General features: G+C 63.5%; 16 protein-coding genes. 11 read left to right on the top strand and 5 right to left on the bottom strand.

Annotated elements, in window-relative coordinates; genetic code table 11:
* Positions 1-69 precede the first annotated feature (69 nt).
* On the bottom strand, positions 70-1,137 hold the full coding sequence (locus C8348_RS00970) for a DUF2336 domain-containing protein (protein WP_157950344.1): 1,068 nt from the start codon (positions 1,135-1,137) through the stop codon (positions 70-72).
* A gap of 131 nt (positions 1,138-1,268) precedes the next feature.
* Between C8348_RS00970 and C8348_RS00965 the strand changes: the two genes are divergently transcribed.
* The 6 genes from C8348_RS00965 (at position 1,269) to C8348_RS00940 (ending at position 9,610) form a co-directional block, all read left to right on the top strand.
* Complete coding sequence (locus tag C8348_RS00965; protein ID WP_157950342.1) at positions 1,269-3,779, top strand: mechanosensitive ion channel domain-containing protein; 2,511 nt, start codon at positions 1,269-1,271, stop codon at positions 3,777-3,779.
* A 461-nt stretch (positions 3,780-4,240) separates the two neighbouring features.
* A complete protein-coding gene (locus tag C8348_RS00960; RefSeq protein WP_106751394.1) occupies positions 4,241-5,845 on the top strand; it encodes an ABC transporter substrate-binding protein in 1,605 nt (534 codons plus the stop codon).
* A 113-nt stretch (positions 5,846-5,958) separates the two neighbouring features.
* On the top strand, positions 5,959-6,966 hold the full coding sequence (locus tag C8348_RS00955; RefSeq protein WP_106751393.1) for an ABC transporter permease subunit: 1,008 nt from the start codon (positions 5,959-5,961) through the stop codon (positions 6,964-6,966).
* A 97-nt stretch (positions 6,967-7,063) separates the two neighbouring features.
* Positions 7,064-7,918, top strand: coding sequence for an ABC transporter permease subunit (locus C8348_RS00950; protein WP_244293919.1), 855 nt, complete (start codon positions 7,064-7,066; stop codon positions 7,916-7,918).
* A gap of 4 nt (positions 7,919-7,922) precedes the next feature.
* Positions 7,923-8,774 carry an ABC transporter ATP-binding protein gene (locus tag C8348_RS00945; protein ID WP_106751391.1) on the top strand — a complete coding sequence of 284 codons (852 nt, stop codon included), beginning with the start codon at positions 7,923-7,925 and terminating at the stop codon, positions 8,772-8,774.
* Positions 8,771-9,610 carry a dipeptide ABC transporter ATP-binding protein gene (locus C8348_RS00940; protein ID WP_106751390.1) on the top strand — a complete coding sequence of 280 codons (840 nt, stop codon included), beginning with the start codon at positions 8,771-8,773 and terminating at the stop codon, positions 9,608-9,610. Before C8348_RS00945 ends, C8348_RS00940 begins: the two co-directional genes overlap by 4 nt.
* Before the next feature lie 210 nt (positions 9,611-9,820).
* On the opposite strand, the gene C8348_RS00935 is transcribed toward C8348_RS00940, so the two are convergent.
* On the bottom strand, positions 9,821-10,681 hold the full coding sequence (locus C8348_RS00935) for a class I SAM-dependent methyltransferase (protein WP_157950339.1): 861 nt from the start codon (positions 10,679-10,681) through the stop codon (positions 9,821-9,823).
* Between the two features lie 130 nt (positions 10,682-10,811).
* Here C8348_RS00935 and C8348_RS00930 point away from each other — a divergent pair, with 130 nt between their 5' ends.
* On the top strand, positions 10,812-11,930 hold the full coding sequence (locus C8348_RS00930; protein ID WP_106751388.1) for an ATP-dependent DNA helicase: 1,119 nt from the start codon (positions 10,812-10,814) through the stop codon (positions 11,928-11,930).
* A 40-nt stretch (positions 11,931-11,970) separates the two neighbouring features.
* On the opposite strand, the gene C8348_RS00925 is transcribed toward C8348_RS00930, so the two are convergent.
* The 3 genes from C8348_RS00925 to C8348_RS00915 all read right to left on the bottom strand — a co-directional run bounded on the left by C8348_RS00925 (position 11,971) and on the right by C8348_RS00915 (position 14,843).
* On the bottom strand, positions 11,971-13,449 hold the full coding sequence (locus C8348_RS00925) for an NAD-dependent succinate-semialdehyde dehydrogenase (RefSeq protein ID WP_106751387.1): 1,479 nt from the start codon (positions 13,447-13,449) through the stop codon (positions 11,971-11,973).
* 14 nt (positions 13,450-13,463) lie between these two features.
* Positions 13,464-14,231 carry an alpha/beta fold hydrolase gene (locus C8348_RS00920; protein WP_157950337.1) on the bottom strand — a complete coding sequence of 256 codons (768 nt, stop codon included), beginning with the start codon at positions 14,229-14,231 and terminating at the stop codon, positions 13,464-13,466.
* Positions 14,232-14,303: 72 nt separating this feature from the next.
* Positions 14,304-14,843: a carboxymuconolactone decarboxylase family protein gene (locus C8348_RS00915; protein WP_106751385.1), complete on the bottom strand. Its 540-nt coding sequence runs from the start codon at positions 14,841-14,843 to the stop codon at positions 14,304-14,306.
* 56 nt (positions 14,844-14,899) lie between these two features.
* Here C8348_RS00915 and C8348_RS00910 point away from each other — a divergent pair, with 56 nt between their 5' ends.
* The 4 genes from C8348_RS00910 to fumC all read left to right on the top strand — a co-directional run bounded on the left by C8348_RS00910 (position 14,900) and on the right by fumC (position 19,471).
* A complete protein-coding gene (locus tag C8348_RS00910; RefSeq protein ID WP_106751384.1) occupies positions 14,900-15,859 on the top strand; it encodes a cupin domain-containing protein in 960 nt (319 codons plus the stop codon).
* Positions 15,860-15,947: 88 nt separating this feature from the next.
* Positions 15,948-16,520 (top strand): sigma-70 family RNA polymerase sigma factor, encoded by a 573-nt coding sequence (locus C8348_RS00905; protein WP_198646873.1) that lies wholly within the window; start codon positions 15,948-15,950, stop codon positions 16,518-16,520.
* Entirely contained in the window at positions 16,517-17,329 is an 813-nt protein-coding gene (locus C8348_RS00900; protein WP_157950336.1) for an anti-sigma factor, read from the top strand. The genes C8348_RS00905 and C8348_RS00900 overlap by 4 nt, the downstream gene beginning before the upstream one ends.
* Positions 17,330-18,085: 756 nt before the next feature.
* A complete protein-coding gene (gene fumC, locus C8348_RS00895; protein WP_106751382.1) occupies positions 18,086-19,471 on the top strand; it encodes a class II fumarate hydratase in 1,386 nt (461 codons plus the stop codon).
* Positions 19,472-19,612: the final 141 nt, after the last annotated feature.

The raw sequence follows: 19,612 nt of genomic DNA, 5'->3' as shown, positions 1-19,612 counted from the left end.
TGTTCGCCGGGTCCAGGGCCCGCGCCATCGCGCGGGCCTTTTTATATCGGCAGCGCGGAACTCTTTTCTTCAGGCTGACGCGCGCCGCGCTGCAAACCCGCTCGACCGGCGTTTGACTTCGAGGGGATCATCCTGGCGCTGCGTGTACTGACGCAACAAGGCTGCGGCCTGGCTTTCCGGAATCCGCAAATAACGGCATCGGGCCCGGGCGAGGGCCTCGAAGGTTGGCTCCGCGAGCCGCGCCTGCCGCGCGGCGGAGATGATTTTGGCCGTATCCCCGGAGAGCACGGAGTCTTTCAGCTTCTGCCGGTTGTCCTTGATTTCCAACGCGATCAACTCGGCTGCATGGCCCAGCCGGTCGTCTTCCAGCAGCAGCGTGAGCATGTCGTCGAGCGTCGCGAAATTGCTTTCGACGATTTGCCACAGCTTGCCGATCTCGAAAGTGTCGAGACGGATGCCCAGTGCCCGCCTGAGGGACCGCCGCCGGGCGATGCCATCCAGTTCCTCCGGCGTGATCTGTCCGGAGGCCACTGCCTTCAGCCTTTCCCGTGTCACCGGGTTCACATGCGGGATCAGGAAGCTGCAGATCTTCGGGGTCAGGTCGCAGCGCATGGTGAGGTCTTCGCGCAGGACAGCATCGTTGATGGCCCCTTCGGCGAGGTTCCGCATTGCCCATTCCGACAGTCGGACATTGCGGTTGCTGGCCACCCGCCGCATCACCTTGCCGCTGCCGCGCCGGACGAGCGCATCTGCCGCCCGGCTTGGCAGGTCGCGCCGGCCGGCCAGCACTTGCAGATGGCTGTCCTCCAGCTTGCGCGCCAGTGAAACGATGTCCGTCGCCGTCAGCGCCTTGGAGCGCTCCAGCATCGGCTTTGCCACAGCGAGAACATCGGCGGCGAGGCGCAGGGCGAGGGGGGAAGGGGTCTGCGGGCAACCGGCAAGGGTCTGTGACAGCCGGGCGCGCGCCTTTTCTTCGGTCTGGTCGACCAGATGCAGCAGGATGTCGCTGAACAGGGCGAGTTCAGCGGGGGTATGTGTCCCAACGCCTTGCAGGAAGACCTCGGCAGTCTTCTGCATCAGCGCCGCGCGCGAGTCCGGTGATGTCTCCTGCGCCAGCGCAAGAAGCTTCTTCAGCATGGCCCCATCCGTATATTTGACTGATCGTAACGTCATTACGGTTAGGGTTTCGTTACAGGATGCCCTGATTGCGATGATGTTTTTGCGCCGGATGTCGTGCAACTTGCTCCGTCGTTTGGTATCTGATGCCCATGATGGAAACTACGAAGACGTCCTCCTGTCCAGGTATCCGCCCCCGCCGCATGCGCCAGCGGCTCCTGTCGCTGGCAAGTGCTGCTGCCTGTCTTGTGCTCGCGGCCTCTGGCATGGCACATGCCCAAAGCCCGGCCCAGACTTCTGCCCAAACTTCGGCCCAAACTTCTGCCCAGACCTCTGCGCAGACCCAGCCGACTGCCCCGGCAGCGCAAGCCAGCCCTGCCGCGGCTGTGGAACCAGCCAAGGCCGCGCCAGCAGCTGCGTCCAACGGCACGGCAGCCAGCGCATCATCCGATGCCTCGCCAGCCGCTGCATCGCCCGCCCCTGCCTCGCCAGAGACACAGAAGGACATCGCGGCCGCGCGGGACGCCCTGGTCCAGGTGCTGCAGGATCCGGTCGGTCGGGCGGCGCTCGTCGGTCTGCTCGAAGGCCTTGGCAAGAGCGGTGTCGTTGGAGAACAGGCGGCACAGCCTGCGACGCAAGTGCAGGTGACCCGGCCGATCTCTGCGGCCGAGCAGATCCTGTCCGGCCGGATCGGGGATTTTTCACGGCAGGCCTTTGGCGATGTCGTCTCGGTGTTCAAACGCATTTCCGTGTCACTGAAAGGGCTGCAACTGCTATTTACGGGCCAGATCCAGGTCAAATGGGACAAGGTTCAGGAGAGTGCGCTCCAACTTTCGGTCGCGCTCGGCGCGGCAATAGGCACCTATTGGTTGTTGCGGCTGGTTGGACGTTTCGGCGCCGAGTGGCTTGTCAGGCACTTCAGTGCGCGGGGCTGGTACTGGCGCATTGGTCTGTTGCTGGTGCTTGCCCTTGGAGATGTGGTTGCTCTCCTGCTGGGCGTGGTCGTCGCTGTCGTGGTGGTCGGGATCATGCATCTGGGCCAACTCGGCGGTGAGATCACAGTGCTTGAATCTCTTGCCCTGGAGGCATTTCTTGCCGCCGGTGTTGCACGGGTCCTGTTGCGCCTGTTGTTGTCGCCGGACTATCCGTCCCTGCGGCTGGTGCCATTTTCCACGACCACGTCGCGCTACTGGGCAATCCGGATCGGCGCACTTCTGTCGCTGCTTGTCTATGGCGTAATACTGGCCGTGCCGATCGCGAACATCACCATGTCACTGGCGATCGGAAATGCCCTGCGGGTGATCGTCATTCTTGCGGCTGCCGCTATCGCCATATCGCTCGTTGTCCGCAACGCGGTCCCCGTGCGTCTGGCAATCCAGTCCTATGCGACAACGCTCGACGGCGAACTTGGCCGAAGCGTCATGCATCTTCTGGGCAGGGTGTGGGCGTTTCTGGCGATCCTGTACACGCTCGTTGTGCTTGGCATCTGGATTACGCGGCCGCTGGAGGCCATGGAAGTCGTCGTCAATGCCACGTTTTTCTCGATTGTGACCCTTCTCGCCGGGGGCGTCAGTTCGATGCTGCTGACGCGCAAGATCGCCGGCGGCATTCGCATGCCCGAGCATATATCCGAAGCCCTTCCTGCGCTGGAGGGGCGGATCAATTCGGTCGTGCCTCATATGCTCAAGGTCGTGCGGCTGGTTCTGTTCATCGTGACGGCAGCCGTCCTGCTCGACATCTGGTCCGTCATTGATCTTGCAGACTGGCTGAAGGCGGGGGCTGGTACGGAAATTGTTGGCCGGTTTGCCTCGGCGGGTTTTGTGGTTCTGCTTGGCTGCCTCGTCTGGCTCGCCGTGATGTCCTGGGTCGACCTGCGCCTTCGTCCCGCCGGAGACATGATTGTCTCGGCACGCGAACGGACGCTGTTCCAGTTGTTCCGCAATGCCTTCACCGTCGTGGTCATCGTCATGACAGGGATGTTGACCCTTTCCGAGCTTGGCCTCGACATCGGGCCGCTGATTGCCGGTGCTGGCGTGCTCGGTCTTGCGGTGTCCTTCGGTGCCCAGACCCTGGTGAAGGACATCATCACAGGCGCCTTCATCCAGATCGAAAACGCCATCAACGAAGGCGATGTCATAACCGTTGCCGGGATCACTGGCACAGTAGAGCGCCTGACGGTGCGCTCGGTCCGGATCCGTGACATCAATGGCACGACGCATATCATCCCGTTTTCCAGCGTCGACATGGTCTCCAACTTCATGCGAGATTTCTCCTACCATGTCGCGGTGATCGGGGTCTCCTATGCGACTGACATCGATCTCGCGAAGGCTGCGCTGAAGGAGGCATTCGACCGTCTGAAGGCGTCGCCGGCGGGAGGAAGCATCATCGGGGATCTTGAGATGCAAGGGGTCATCGCGTTCGGTGATTCCGCTGTTAGTATCCGGGCACGGATCAAGACGTTCCCCGGCGCCCAGTGGGCCACCGGGCGTGCCTATAACGAGCATATCAAACGGGTGTTCGACGAGAAGGGCATCGATATTCCGTTCCCGCAGGTCACCTATCACGTGGCGTCTGATTCCACGAAGTCTGCGCGGCCGGGCGAGGTGAAGCCGGTTGATGCGCTCGCCAAGGATGCAGGGTCGGCTCCCGGGGCGGCCTCATGACAGGATTTCTGGAGTAAGGGCTGTCGGAAGAAAGTTTCCCTGATTTCGCCTCCAGGGAAAAACTTTTAATCTCTTACGTATTAACGCGTAACTTGTCCGTTGTGCTCGTCGCTTGCTGCACTGCGATAAACGGCGGTGGTGACACTGTCAGGTGCTGCTGCGGAAGGACGGTCGCAACATATTGAAATTAAGGCGATTTTGTGGCTTGATTTGGGATATGTTGCGGTGCGACAGTGTGTGTCAGGCTTTTGTGATGCATAGAATAGCATCGCTTGCCAAGCTCATAGGTCAGTAAATATGACCGAGTTAAAAAATTTCGTTTTAGGCCAGAAGATCGAAATCTTTTGTCGGTTGCTTTCGGCGCAAAAACGGTCCTTATTTCGCTGCAAGCGGATCGATAAACTTTCGCACAATCTCAAAGTTGCGAGATCCGCTTTTCTCATCAAGGGGAGAACAGTTTTATGATTATCCGCACCACCCTGAAGGCCGCGCTTCTCGGGGCCAGCCTGATCGCGATTGCTGCGACCGGCGCTCAGGCCAAGACGCTGGTCTATTGCTCGGAAGGCTCGCCGGAAGGCTTTGACGCCGCGCTCTACACTTCGGGCACCACGTTCGATGCGTCGTCCAAGGCCATCTACAACCGTCTGGTCGAATTCAAGCCGGGCACCACGGAAGTCATCCCGGGTCTGGCTGAATCCTGGACCGTTTCCGACGACGGGCTGGAATATACCTTCAACCTGCGCAAGGGCGTGAAGTTCCACAAGACCGACTACTTCACCCCGAGCCGTGACTTCAACGCCGACGATGTGATCTTCTCCTTCGAGCGTCAGGGCAAGAAGGACCATTCGTGGAACGCCTACACGGAAGGCGCAAGCTGGGAATATTTTGACGGCATGTCCCTGCCGACCCTGATCAAGGAAATCGTCAAGGTTGACGACAACACGGTCAAGTTCGTGCTGACCCGCCAGGAAGCCCCGATGCTGGCGAACCTTGCCATGGACTTTGCGTCCATCGTCTCGGCTGAGTATGCCGATCAGCTCGACAAGGCCGGCACCAAAGCCAACCTGAACCAGCAGCCGGTCGGTACCGGTCCGTTCTCCTTCGTTGGCTACCAGAAGGACGCCGTGATCCGCTATGCGGCCAACCAGGACTACTGGGGTGGCAAGCAGCCGGTCGACAACCTCGTCTTTGCCATCACGCCGGACGCAGCCGTTCGTCTGCAGAAGCTGAAGGCCGGCGAGTGCCATGTCATGCCGTATCCGGCCCCGGCCGATATCGCTGCCATCAAGACCGACCCGAACCTGCAGATCATGGAACAGCAGGGTCTGAACGTCGGTTACCTCGCCTACAACAGCACCCAGGCTCCCTTCGACAACCCGAAGGTCCGCAAGGCGCTGAACATGGCGATCAACAAGGACGCCATCCTCTACGCCGTGTTCCAGGGCTCCGGCCAGGCCGCGACCAACCCGATCCCGCCGACCATGTGGTCCTACAACACCCAGATCAAGGACGACGCCTACGATCCGGAAGCATCGAAGAAGATGCTTGAGGAAGCTGGCGTGAAGGACCTGAGCATGAAGGTCTGGGCGATGCCGGTGCAGCGTCCGTACAACCCGAACGCCCGCCGCATGGCCGAACTGATCCAGGCTGACTTCGAGAAGGTCGGCGTCAAGGTCGAGATCGTTTCCTACGAGTGGGGTGAGTACCTCAAGCGTTCGAGCGCCAAGGACCGTGACGGTGCCGTTCTCCTCGGCTGGACCGGTGACAATGGTGATCCGGACAACTTCCTCGCCGTTCTGCTCGGCTGCGACGCTGTAGGCGGTTCCAACCGCGCCCAGTGGTGCAACGACGAGTTCGAAGCTCTGGTGCAGAAGGCCAAGGTCGTGACCGACAAGGCCGAGCGGACCAAGCTGTACGAGCAGGCTCAGGTCGTGTTCAAGGACCAGGCTCCGTGGGCAACCATCGCTCACTCCGTCGTGTTCATGCCGATGTCCAAGAAGGTCTCGGGCTACGTCATGAACCCGCTCGGCGGCCACTCCTTCGAGGGCGTCGACATCGCCGAGTAATCCTTGCATTCAGCGGCACCGGCGGATAATCCGCCGGTGCCTTCGCTTTTGGCGAACCGGCCGTAGCGGGAGTTTCCCCCTGCGCGCCGGTTCTCTCAAATCCGGACATCGCCATGTTTCGCTTTCTTCTCGGTCGTCTTGGCCTGCTGATCCCGACCTTTCTCGGTGTGACCCTGGTCGCTTTCAGTTTCATCCGGCTCCTGCCCGGTGATCCGCTTGAGCTGCTCGCCGGCGAGCGCGGGATTGCTCCGGAACGCAAGGCGGAACTCATGCGCCAGATGGGCCTCGACCTGCCCTGGTGGGAGCAGTACCTCGTCTACCTGGGCAAGATCTTCCAGGGCGACCTCGGCACGTCCTTCTCTTCAAAGAAGCCGGTGCTGGACGAATTCCTGCAGCTTTTTCCCGCGACCGTTGAACTGGCCGTCTGCGCCATCCTGATCGCGGTCGCCATCGGCATTCCTCTCGGCATTCTTGCTGCCGTGAAGCGCGGTTCGTTCATTGACCAGACGGTCATGGGCACGGCGCTGATCGGCTATTCCATGCCGATCTTCTGGTGGGGCCTGCTGCTGATCATCTTGTTCTCCGGCATCCTGCAGTGGACGCCGGTTTCGGGCCGTATCTCGCTGATGTATTTCTTCCCGCAGGTCACGGGCTTCATGCTGATCGACAGTCTGCTGTCGGGCGAGAAGGGGGCGTTCCTGTCGGCGGTCCGGCATCTCATCTTGCCGTCGATCGTTCTGGCGACCATCCCGCTCGCTGTGATCGCACGTCAGACCCGCTCCGCGATGCTTGAGGTGCTTGGTGAGGATTATGTCCGCACGGCCCGGGCCAAGGGCCTGCCGCCGCACCGGATCATCGGCCTGCATGCCCTGCGCAATGCGCTGATCCCGGTCATCACCACCATCGGCCTGCAGGTCGGTGTGCTTCTGGCAGGCGCGATCCTGACCGAGACGATCTTCTCCTGGCCGGGCATCGGCAAGTGGCTTGTCGACAGCATTTCCCGCCGCGACTACTTCGTCGTTCAGGGCGGCCTGCTGCTCATCGCCGGCATCATCATGCTGGTCAACCTGATCGTGGACATCCTGTACGGGCTCGTAAACCCGCGCATCCGCCACAACTGAGCGGAAGGACCTAAAACCCATGAGCACCTCTCCCAAGGCGGATGCTTCCGTCATCGCCGAAAAGCTGGAACGTGAAAGCCGTAACGCCACCCGGGCGATGCTGACCGAGTTCTGGTATTATTTCTCGCAGAACCGCGGCGCCGTCATCGGCCTGGCCGTGTTCCTTCTGCTGGTCTTCGCTGCCGTCTTCGCGCCGCTGATCGCCCCGCATGCGCCGGACATGCAGTATCGCGACAGCTTCCTCGTCCCGCCGGTCTGGGAGGAAGGCGGCAAGTGGGCCTTCCTGCTCGGCACAGATGCCGTTGGCCGCGACATGCTGTCCCGTCTCATCTATGGCGCGCAGTTCTCGTTGTTCATCGGCTGTGTTGTGGTCGTCATCGCGCTGACGGGCGGTGTCATTCTCGGCCTTGTCGCGGGCTACATGCGCGGTGCGGTTGATACCTTCATCATGCGCATCATGGACATCATCCTGGCGTTTCCGTCCCTACTGCTCGCCCTGGTGCTGGTGGCAATCCTCGGGCCGGGTCTGATGAATGCCATGATCGCAATTGCCCTCGTGCTGCAGCCGCATTTCGTTCGCCTGACCCGTGCGGCCGTGCTATCTGAACGCTCGCGCGATTATGTAGTGGCCGCCCGCGTTGCCGGCGCCGGCCATATGCGCCTGATGTTCAAGACGATCCTGCCGAACTGCCTGGCGCCGCTGATCGTCCAGGCGACCCTGTCCTTCTCCAGCGCCATCCTTGATGCGGCCGCCCTTGGCTTCCTTGGCATGGGTGCCCAGCCACCGACCCCGGAATGGGGCACCATGCTGGCCGAAGCGCGTGAGTTCATCCTGCGCGCCTGGTGGGTCGTCACCTTCCCGGGCCTCGCCATCCTCATCACGGTACTTGCCATCAACCTGATGGGCGACGGCCTGCGTGATGCGCTCGATCCCAAGCTGAAGCGGAGCTGAGACCATGGCACTTCTCGATATCCGCAACCTTCGGGTTGAATTCGACACCGCCAAGGGCCCCTTCCGGGCGCTCGATGGGGTCGATTACACGGTTGATGCCGGTGAGGTTCTGTCCATCGTCGGCGAAAGCGGCTCGGGCAAGTCTGTGGCCATGCTGGCAACCATGGGCCTTCTGCCCAACACCGCGACGATCACGGCCGACAAGATGGAGTTCGAAGGTCTCGACCTGCGCACCCTGTCGGCCAAACAGCGCCGCAAGGTGATCGGCAAGGACATCTCCATGATCTTCCAGGAGCCGATTGCCAGTCTGAACCCGTGCTTCACTGCCGGGTTCCAGCTGGAAGAGGCGCTGAAAGTTCACACCAGTCTCACCGGGCGCCAGCGCCGCGAGCGGGTGCTGGAACTGATGCATTCGGTCGGTATCCCCGAGCCGGAGCGGCGGATGAACTCCTTCCCGCACCAGATGTCGGGCGGCCAGTGCCAGCGCGTCATGATCGCCATGGCGATCGCCTGCGCGCCGAAGCTGCTCATCGCTGACGAGCCGACCACCGCGCTCGACGTGACGATCCAGAAGCAGATCCTCGACCTCCTGATGCAGTTGCAGCGCGACAGCGGCATGGCGCTGATCATGATCACCCATGACATGGGTGTCGTGGCCGAAACCGCCGACCGCGTCATCGTGCAGTACCAGGGCAAGAAGATGGAGGAGGCCGACGTGCTCTCCCTGTTCGAGGCGCCCAAGCACCCCTACACCCGCGCGCTGCTCGCCGCGCTGCCGGAAAACGCCACGGGCGACCGGCTGCCGACCGTCAGCGACTTTGCCAAGTCCTTCGCTGCCGAGGAGGCCCGCGCATGAGTGATCCCATCCTGAAGGTGCGCGACGTCACCCGTGAGTATGTGATCGGCGGCGGCCTGTTCTCCAAGCCGCGCGTGCTGCAGGCGGTCAAGGGCGTCAGCTTTGACGTCGAGCGCGGCTCGACGCTCGCCGTCGTCGGTGAAAGCGGCTGTGGCAAGTCGACTCTGGCCCGCATCCTGTCAATGATCGACCCGCAGACCGCAGGGACCGTCGAGATCGACGGGCTGAACATCGACATCAGCAAGACCGGCATTTCCAGAGAAATGCGCCGCAAGGTGCAGATCGTGTTCCAGAACCCCTATGGCTCGCTCAACCCGCGCCAGAAGATCGGGCACGTGCTTGAGGAGCCGCTGCTGCTCAACACCGACATGAGCGCGGCCGAGCGCCGGGATACGGCCCTCGCCATGCTGGAAAAGGTTGGTCTCAAGCCGGAACATTACGGCCGCTATCCGCACATGTTCTCCGGTGGCCAGCGCCAGCGCGTGGCCATTGCCCGGGCGATCATGCTGAAGCCGAAGCTCCTGGTGCTCGACGAGCCGGTCTCCGCGCTCGACCTTTCGGTCCAGGCGCAGATCCTCAACCTGCTCAAGGACCTGCAGGACGAGATGGGCCTCACCTATGTCTTCATCAGCCACGATCTCTCGGTCGTGCGCTACCTCGCTGACAAGGTGATGGTGATGTACTACGGCGAGGTGGTGGAATACGGCACGCGCGAGGACGTCTTCGACAATCCGCAGCATGCCTATACCAAGACGCTCTTCGCAGCGACCCCGGACGCCGGCGTTGAGGCGATCCGCAAGCGCGTTGCTGCCAAGAAGGCTGCCTCCGCGGCCTGATCCGGCAAACCCTTGCCCCCAATCAAAAGGCCCGCCCGGTTCCCCGGCGCGGGCCTTTTGCTGCAGAGGGCTTTGGCTTGCTGTTGACTTGGCACCGATTGCGGCGCCCCTCTCCCCCCTTGAGGGGGAGATGCCCCCGTCAGGGGGCAGAGGGGGGTAGCAGTGGTGCGGCTGGTCGAAGTGCCGTTGTCTTGCAGGACTTCGCTCGTCTCACAGGTCCGGGAACAACGAGCGCTCCGGCGTGTTGCGGGAGATCGGCGGCAGGCTCACATGCCGGTCCTGCGCGGCGAAGCTTGCCACCACCAGACCGTCGCCGCTGAAGGATTCCTGCACCGAATGCTCCACCAGGATGCGGGCGCCGAGGTCCGACAGCGCGGCGACGCAATCCTGATGCGTCGTCGTCGATCCCGAGATCGAGCTGTGGTGGGTGGAGGCAACGACAAACCGCACCTTGCCCGCCTGGCCTGCCGCGCCGATGGAGCGCAGGAACGAGGTCTCCGCGCCCTGCACGTCAAGATGCAGCATCTCGAGCGGCTCCCCGCCGGCGAGGCGCATCACGCTGTTGAAATTGTAGCAGGGCAGGGTCACGTCCTGGCGCAGGCTTTCGGCATGCAGCGTCATTGCGGCAAGGTCTTCCCCGCCCACCCAGGCGCTGTGGAATGCCATGCGGCTCGCGCATCCGTTCAGCGCCGCGTTGGTCTCGCCGATGCTGCGGTTATGGGCGTCCGGCTCGACGCAGATCGTGCGCGATCCGGGGATCTCGGCGAGATACCAGAGGCTGTACCAGGCCCAGAAACAGCCCAGTTCCACCATCAGCGTATTGTGCCGGCACAGGCGCAGCAGGGCACTGAAGGCCAGTTCTTCCTGCGGTTCATGATGTCCGCGCAGCGCCCGGATCACTTGTGCCATCCAGTCGCCGTGATAGCCGCCTGCGCGCACCTTCACCCCGTTATGCATGATCTGCACGGGAAACCCTGGCCCATCGACGATCCGTCCGGCATCGGCCACCTTCGGCAGGCTGTCGCAGTCGCCACAGCTGATCGTCATCAGGGTTCGTTCAAGCGCATCCATCGGATCAAGGTCCTCCATCTCGCCCTGTCATAGCCGGATGCGCGCGTCTGTGAAACCGGGATTGATTGAGACGTGCGCCGGGCGGCAAAACCCGCTATTGCCTTCAGCGAACGAAACGGGAATCGCACGGATGCTCTGGTCGCCCCAGCAGGAAAAGGCCTTGATGGATGCCGCGCAATGGCTGAAGCGCGGCGACAAGCAGGTGTTCCGCCTGTTCGGCTTCGCCGGAACCGGCAAGACCACGCTGGCCCGGCATCTGGCCGAGGGCATTGATGGCGACGTCTGCTTCGGTGCCTTCACCGGCAAGGCTGCCCATGTCCTGCGCCAGAAGGGCTGCACCGATGCGGGTACCATCCATTCGCTCATCTACCGTCCGCGCGCCTCGAAGGAAGAGGAGATCGTCGAGGAGGGGGAGGATGCCGGGCCGCAGTTTGCCCTGAAGCGCGACAGCGCCGCCGCGCGGGCCTCGCTCATCGTCATCGACGAGTGCTCGATGGTCGACGAGGATCTTGGCCGCGACCTCCTTTCCTTCGGCACCCCGGTTCTGGTGCTGGGCGACCCGGCGCAGCTGCCGCCGGTCAAGGGCGGTGGCTATTTCACCGAGGCCGAGCCGGACGTGATGCTGACGGAAGTGCACCGCCAGGCGCAGGACAATCCGATCGTGCGCATGTCGATGACCATCCGCGAGGGCGGCGCGCTGGACTATGGCGTCTTTGGTGCCAGCCGCATCATCCCCCGCCGCGACATCGACAAGGACCAGATCCTTGCCGCCGACCAGGTGCTCGTCGGCACCAATCGCACCCGCCGCCTCTACAACAACCGCATCCGCGAGCTGAAGGGCTTCCTGACGCCGATGCCGGCTGTCGGCGACAAGCTCGTCTGCCTGAGGAACGACAAGGCCCGCGGCCTGCTGAATGGCGGCCTGTGGCAGGTCAAGCGCCTGAAGCCGCCACGCGGCAACACGCTGCGCTTCGACATCATGCCGGAAGACGAGCCTTCCAAGCAGTCCGTCGAGGTCAAGGTGCTGCCGGCGATGTTCGAGGAAGGGGCCGAGCAGATCCCCTATGCCCTGAAGCGCAAGGCTGACGAGTTCGACTTCGGCTACGCCCTCACCGTGCACAAGGCGCAGGGCTCGCAATGGGACAGCGTCGTCCTCTTCGACGAAAGCTTCGCCTTCCGCGAACACAGCGACCGCTGGCTCTACACCGCCGTCACCCGCGCGGCCGAGCGGCTCACGATTGTGCGGTGAGTTGCGGTATTGGAGGGCATGCCTGGACCTTCCAGTCGTGTCATTCCAGTCCGCCCAGGGTTATCGACTTCAGCTCGACGTAATCATCCAGTCCGTGGCGTGAGCCTTCCCGGCCGAGACCGGATTGCTTCACGCCGCCAAATGGCAGTTCTGCATTCGATATCCGCCCGGTGTTGGCTCCGACCATGCCGCACTCGAGCGCCTCGCTGACCCGGATCAGCCGGCCCATGTCACGCGTGAAGACATAAGCGGCGAGCCCGGCCTCGCTCGCGTTGGCGGCGAGGATCGCATCCTCTTCGGTGCGGAAGCGGAACACCGGTGCAATCGGTCCAAAAATCTCTTCCTGCGCACAGCGCATCGCGTGGCTGGCTTTGGACAGCACTGTCGGCGCAAAGTGCCGTTGCCCGATCCGCTGTCCACCAGTCTCAAGCATTGCCCCATGACTGAGCGCATCGGTCACGACCGTTTCCATGCGGCGCAGTGCCCGCTCGTCGATCAACGGGCCGATCTGCACGTCCCGCTCGATACCATTGCCGCAGCGAAGGCTCGCCGCCCGCTCGGTCAGGCGGCTGACGAACGCGTCGTGAATGCCGTCCTGAACCAGAAACCGGTTTGCACAGACGCAGGTCTGGCCGGCATTGCGGAACTTGCTCGCGATTGCGCCTTCGACAGCGCTGTCCAGGTCGGCATCATCGAAGACCAGAAAGGGGGCATTGCCCCCCAGTTCCAGGCTCAGGCGTTTCACCGTCGTAGCCGACTGGCGCATCAGCAGACGGCCAATGTCCGTTGACCCGGTGAAGGACAGATGCCGGATAACCGGACTGGCGCACAAGGCCGCTCCGATTTCTGCAGCCCTGTCGCGCGCGGCCGGAACGACGTTGATCACCCCGTCAGGAATCCCCGCACGCACCGTGAGCTCGGCAAGGGCCAGCGCGGTCAGCGGCGTCTGTTCCGAGGGTTTGAGCACCACCGGACATCCCGCGGCGAGCGCCGGGGCGACCTTGCGGGTGACCATCGCGAGCGGAAAATTCCAGGGGGTGATCGCGGCGCAGACGCCGACCGGCTGCCGCAACACCAGCGCGCGGGTTGCCGTGTCTTCCACCGGAACGATCTCACCGTTGAGCCTGCGCGCTTCTTCGGCAAACCATTCGACATAACTAGCGCCGTAGCGCACCTCGGACAGGCTTTCACCCAGCGGCTTGCCCTGTTCCGCCGTCAGGATCCGGGCGAGATCGTCTTCGTGCCGCCTGATCAGGTGATACCACTCCATCAACAAACGCGAGCGCTGCCGGGCCGATGTGGCGCGCCACCTTGGGAATGCCGAAGCCGCCGCTGAGATCGCAGCCTCGACATCTCCCTCGTCCAGGTTTGCGACCTTGGCCAAGGGCTCACCCGTTGCCGGATTGCTGATGTCATGGCGTACCTTGCCGGCGGTCCAGCGTCCGCCGATCAGTCCATCGGTGCGCAGCAGCGACGGGTCGTCGAGAGGCTGGCCAGCGCCAGCCTCCCACAGGGTCATGACCGGTTCCGTCCTCATCGTCCCGCCACCGCCGCGATGAAGGCCTCGATGCGATCGACGAGCTCGACCGGTGTCTCCACCATCGGATAATGACCGGCCGAGGCAATCGTCTCGAACTGCACCCGCTTCAGCTGCCGCGACATCGGCTCCCGGATTGTTTCCAGGTCGAGCGCGCCGTCGTGCTGGCCCGTGATGACAAGGAAGGGCGTGTCCAGCCCACTCAACTCGTCGCCAAAATCCGACAGCGTCCAGGTGTCGAGATATCCAAGCAGGGTGCTTGCGCCCGTAGATTCCCGGGTCGCTGCGACCATGCCGGCGAGAAAATTACGGCTGTGCCGCTGGCCGGTCAGCGCGTTGAAGATCTCGGCCAAAGCCGTGTCGTCTTCCGCCGCCTGTTCAAAGAACCGCCGCGTGCCTTCGTCCAGGGCGTGACCACTGGCAGGAACAGGCGTAACCGCAATGCCGCACGCCACCAGCTCAGGGTGCCGCAGCGCCGTCTTCAGGACGGCAGTTCCTCCCATCGAATGGTCAACCAGATGGCAGCGCTGCCACCCCAGTTTCCCGGCCAGCGCCGCCACGTCGTCGGCCATCTGATCGCTTGTATAGTCGGCGTTCATCCCGCGCGAGCGGCCATAGCCGCGCCAGTCGGCAAAGGCGACCGTGAAGCGGTCCTGATCAAAATGCCGGAACGCCGGCTCATAGACCTGATGATCGCTGAGCCAGCCGTGCAGGGCTATGATCTTCTGCGGTCCACTGCCGAGGGTATGGTGATGGATGGTCATGCGTGCTCCTCCCATTGAGCGTTGCGCTTGTGCTGGCCGGCCCGGGTTCAGCCCGGGCCGGTCCCTGTTGCCTCAGAGCATCTTGAGGAATTCCGGATTTGCTTCCGGGTGGGTCAGGTGGTTGCTGTAGTTCGACAGCGTCTTGATTGAGAGGATCAGCACCACTTCAAAGATCTGCTGACGGGTAAAACCGGCCGCGAGGAACTGGCCGATGGCAGCTTCGCTGGCTCTTCCGCGCGCGCGCACCATCTCCCTCGTGAAGGCTGCGAGCGCGCTGTCGCTGGCATTCTCGATGGGCGTGCCAGCGACAATGGCCGCCAGTGTCTTCGGGCACGCGCCCTTTGCCTTGCCCAGGGCCTGATGCGCCACCTTGCAGAAATCGCAGTCGTTCTCGGTGCTGGCCGCCAGGAGGGCGATCTGCTGTTGCGCCGGTGTCAGGCTGGTCTTGCTGATCAGGTCGTTCAGCGCGAGATAGGCCTCGATGGTCTCGGGAGCCTCGGCCATGTAGGCAAACAGGTTCGGGACGAAGCCATAGGCCTTCTGGATGCCTTCCAGCAGCGTCTTGGCCTTGCCGGTTGCGGTTGCCGCTGTGTAGCTGGTGAATTCCGTCATGTCTGACCCTTTCGGACTGTCTGCGCCTTGGTTGCGCTGGGTCAGGATTAGAGCTAATGTATCGGACTATGAATGCTTCAGAGTTCGAGATTAATGCTCAATCGTCCGATCAATGCGGACTATCTGCGGTTCTCCGGTTGCTGGACGTTGAGGCGCATGTCTATTTCAACGCCAAGGTCTGCGGCAACTGGCGGCTGACAGAGCGTCTGGTCGGGGTCACCTGCTTCCACGTTGCCACCACCGGCAGTTTCATCCTGGATGTTCCGGGCGTGTTTCATGGCGCGTTGGGGGCGGGGGATCTGGTCATCTTTCCGCGCGAGCTGCCGCACAGCATGGTGCCGGCCGTGCCGCAGGAGGGCCCGCAGCGGATTGTCGACTTCCGGCTCGGCCGCGAGGTAGAGGGGACTGGGCTCCTCTGTGGCGAGTTCCGGTTTGCGCATCGGGCTAGCCACCATGTTCTCGATGCTCTGCCGGAGATGTTCATTGTCCGCTTCGATCCGGCCAATTTCTGGCTGCGCTCCCTCCTGGACATCATCATCGGCGAAAACATGAACGGCGGGATCGCGTCGGGCGCGATTCTGGACAAGCTGTCGGAGCTGCTCTTCGCCTATGCGCTGCGCCACTACATCGCGACCGCGCCGGGCGGGGCCGGTGTCCTGTCGCTCTACGCAAACCCGCGTCTGGCACGGTCTGTCAGCGCCATGCAGGCGCAGCCGGCGCATGACTGGACGCTTGTCGAGCTGGCGCGGCTCTCCGGCATGTCCCGCACGTCTTATGCCGATGCCTTCCGGGCCAGCAGTGGCTGGACGCCGTTGCAGTATTTGGGCTGGTGGCGCATGCAGCTGGCCTGGTCGCATCTGACCCGGGGGGAAACGGTGGCGGAGGTGGCCGCCCGCGTTGGCTACAGGTCCGAGGCCGCCTTTTCGCGCGCGTTCCAGCGCCAGTTTTCCCAGTCGGCGGGACATGTGCGCCGTCATGCCGCCGTTGCGCCTTCGCCCATGCCAGCATCCGGCTGATCCACCCTCCGCCGGTTGCCGTATCTTCTCCATGAACCGACCTGGCCTTGCCCTCCGGCAACGCGCCCTGCAGGAACGGGGAGATCCTGTGCCGGACGTTGCCGACACTCTTGCCGCCGAGATGGCCTTCGACCTCGCGCCGCTGATCAGCGCGACGGCGCGGGGTGATCGGTCGGCCTTCCGTGCGCTTTATGATGCAACCTCGGCGAAACTTTTCGGCGTGGTCCTGCGTATCTGCAGGGACAGGGACAAGGCGCAGGAGGTGCTGCAGGAAGCCTATGTGAAGGTCTGGCAGAACGCTGCCCGCTACGACCCGGCAAGCGGCCGCCCGATCACCTGGCTCGCTGCCATCGCGCGCAATGCCGCCATCGACCAGATCCGCCGTGGGCGGGTGCAGTCGCTGGAGGTTGTGCAGGAGGAGGGCGAACTGGAGGCGATTGCCGATCCGGCCGCCGGGCTCATGGGGCATGCCGACCGCAGCACCTTGCGCGTCTGTCTCGGTGAACTGGAGGATATCCAGCGCGATTGCGTCGTTCTTGCCTATTGCGAAGGCTATTCCCGCGAGGAACTGGCCGTGCGATATGACAAGCCCGAGGCCACGATCAAGACATGGCTCCGCCGCGGCCTGATGCGGTTGAAGGATTGCATGGACCGCGAATGACAGGACGCTCCACACCGCCAGGACCTGCCCCCACCGGCCCCGATGACCGGCTCGAGCTTGACGCTCTGGCCGGTGAATTCGTGCTGGGCAGCCTGTCTGAGCGTGAGCGCCGCGACGCCGACCTGCGGCTGGAAACCGATCCGGACTTCGCCCGGCTGGTCGCGGACTGGCGCCGGCGCCTTGCTCCGCTGGACGACAGCGTGCCACCCGTCGCCCCGCCGGCCGATCTCTTTGCCCGCATCGAGGCCCAGATAGCAGGCCAGATCGAAAGACAGAACGAGACCGCCTCTGCGCCGGTTCTGGCCGCTGCATCGATGTCACCGGCGTCGGACCTTCTCCTGCGCCGCCTGAACCGCTGGCGCGCGGCCGCGCTTGCCGCTGCCGCCACCAGCACCGCGCTGGCCGCCAGCCTTGCGGCCCTGCTGCTGGCCCCGCTGCCAGAGACGGAACCTGTCGTGGCCGGGCAGAAGTATCTTGCCGTCGTCAACCGCGACGGCGCGCAGCCAGCGATTGTCGTCAGCGTCGATATCGAGACCGGGATCGTGTCGCTGCGGGATCTCGGCGCCGAGCAACCGGCCGACCGCAGCCTTGAAGTCTGGTATCTCGCCGGTGATGGCAGCCGTCCGCCGCTATCTCTCGGCGTGCTGGCCGACAGCGCGGATATCACGCATCTGCCGGTCCGCGATGCCGACTATGGCCGCACCGATGCCGCCATCGCCATCACCCTCGAACCCAAGGGCGGCTCCCCCAACGGCGACCCGACCGGCCCCGTCGTCTACTCCGGCAAACTGATCCCCGAACCGCGTTGATACTCAGTCACGAACTCCTCCCCTTCGTCGCTCCTGCGCAGGCAGGAGCCCAGTAACCGGGACGGCCTCGGCTGAAACACCCAACATCCACCGGGACTACTGGATCCCGCCTTCGCGGGGATGACGACCGTGGGGAGAATGGCGGAGCGGGGACAGCTCGCGGCGCGGTAAAGCAGCCTGAGCCTCTCCCCACGTCGCTCCTGCGAAGGCAGGAGCCCAGTAACCGAGGCATCAAAGCCTGAAACTCTCAACGTCCACCGGGGCTACTGGATCCCCGCCTTCGCGGGGATGACGACCGGGGGAGGATGGCGGAGCGGGAACGGCTCGCGGCGCGGCAAAGCAGCCAGGCCCTTCCTTCGTCGCTCCTGCGCAGGCAGGAGCCCAGTAACCGAGGCATCAAAGCCTGAAACTCTCAACGTCCACCGGGGCTACTGGATCCCCGCCTTCGCGGGGATGACGACCGTGGGGAGGACGGCGGAGCGGCGACGGCTCGCGGCGCGGCAAAGCAGCCTGAGCCTCTCCCCTCGTCGCTCCTGCGCAGGCAGGAGCCCAGTAACCGAGGGGCTTTCGGCTGAAACTCCCAACATCTACCGGGGCTACTGGATCCCCGCCTTCGCGGGGATGACGACCGGGGGAGGATGGCGGAGGGGGGATCTGTCTCTAACCTACCTTGCCCTTTCTGCCTGACCGTGCAGGAGTGTCGGCGGACGCGATCAACCTGAGGGCAGGAGTGCCCGATTCCCGCAAGGAGCCGACATGCGCCGCGAAACCGACAGCATGGGCGAGATCGATGTTCCCGCCGACCGTTACTGGGGTGCGCAGACCCAGCGATCCCTGACCTATTTCGACATCGGCATCGAGAAGATGCCCATCGAGCTGATCCATGCCTATGGCGTGCTGAAAGAGGCTTGCGCCGAGACCAATCGCGACCTCGGCCTGCTGCAGCCGGATCTGGCGGCGCTCATCATCGCGGCGGCGAAGGAAGTCACCGCCGGCACGCATGATGACCATTTTCCGTTGCATGTCTGGATGACCGGCAGCGGCACCCAGACCAACATGAACGTCAACGAGGTCATCTCCAACCGCGCCATCGAGATGGCCGGCGGCGTGCTCGGTTCCAAGAAGCCGGTGCATCCCAATGACCATGTCAACATGTCGCAATCCTCGAACGACACGTTCCCGGCGGCCATGCACATGGCAGCCGTGCTCGAGGTGACGGGCAAGCTCATTCCCGCTGTCCGGTTCCTGCGGGACGGCCTGGATGAAAAGGCAAAGGCCTGGGATCACATCATCAAGATCGGTCGCACGCATCTGCAGGACGCAGTGCCGCTGACGCTGGGCCAGGAGTTTTCCGCCTATGTGACCATGCTGGACGAGAACATCGCCCGCATCGAATGGGCGCTGGGGGATGTGTACAAGCTGGCCCTCGGCGGCACGGCGGTTGGCACGGGCATCAACGCGCCGAAGGGCTTTGCCGAGGCGGCGGCAGCCCGGATCGCGGCCCTCACCGGCCTGCCCTTTGTCAGCCATCCCAACAAGTTCGCCGCGCAAGGGGCCCATGACGGGCTGGTGATGCTGCATGGCGCGCTGAAGACGCTCGCAGGCTCCCTGTTCAAGATCGCCAACGACATCCGGCTGCTGGCCTGCGGTCCGCGTTGCGGCTTGTTCGAGCTGATCCTGCCGGCGAACGAGCCGGGCTCGTCGATCATGCCGGGCAAGGTCAACCCGACCCAGTGCGAGGCGCTGGCCATGCTCTCGGCGCAGGTGATGGCCAATGACGTTGCCGTGGGTTTTGGCGGGGCCAGCGGCTATCTCGAGATGAATGTCTACAAGCCGCTGATGATCAACGCGATCCTGCAGTCGGTGCGGCTGCTTACGGACGGCTCGCGCAATTTCCAGAAGTTCCTCGTCGAGGGGCTGGAGGCCAATGAGCCGCGCATTGCCGCCTATGTCGAACGCTCCCTCATGCTGGTGACGGCGCTGTCACCGGTGATCGGCTACGACAAGGCCAGCCACGCCGCCCATCACGCCTTCGAGCACGATCTCTCCCTGCGCGAGGCCTGCCTTGCGCTGGGCTTCGTGGCGGCAGAGGACTTCGACCGGCTGGTCGATCCGAAGCTGATGCTGGGGCCGTCGTTGTAGCGCCACCGTTGGCAATTTGCCCGGTATCGCTTTCGCTCGAATGCGTTCGATCGCCTGCCCCCCGAACGAGGCGCCCCTCTCCCCCCTTGAGGGGGAGATGTCTGCGCCAGCAGACAGAGGGGGGGTATCTGCATCTCGACA

This window comes from Pannonibacter carbonis, from assembly GCF_003012935.1.
Lineage (GTDB): Bacteria > Pseudomonadota > Alphaproteobacteria > Rhizobiales > Stappiaceae > Pannonibacter > Pannonibacter carbonis.
Note: the sequence above shows the minus strand (reverse complement) of the source record. Positions and strands in the feature narration are given on the sequence as shown.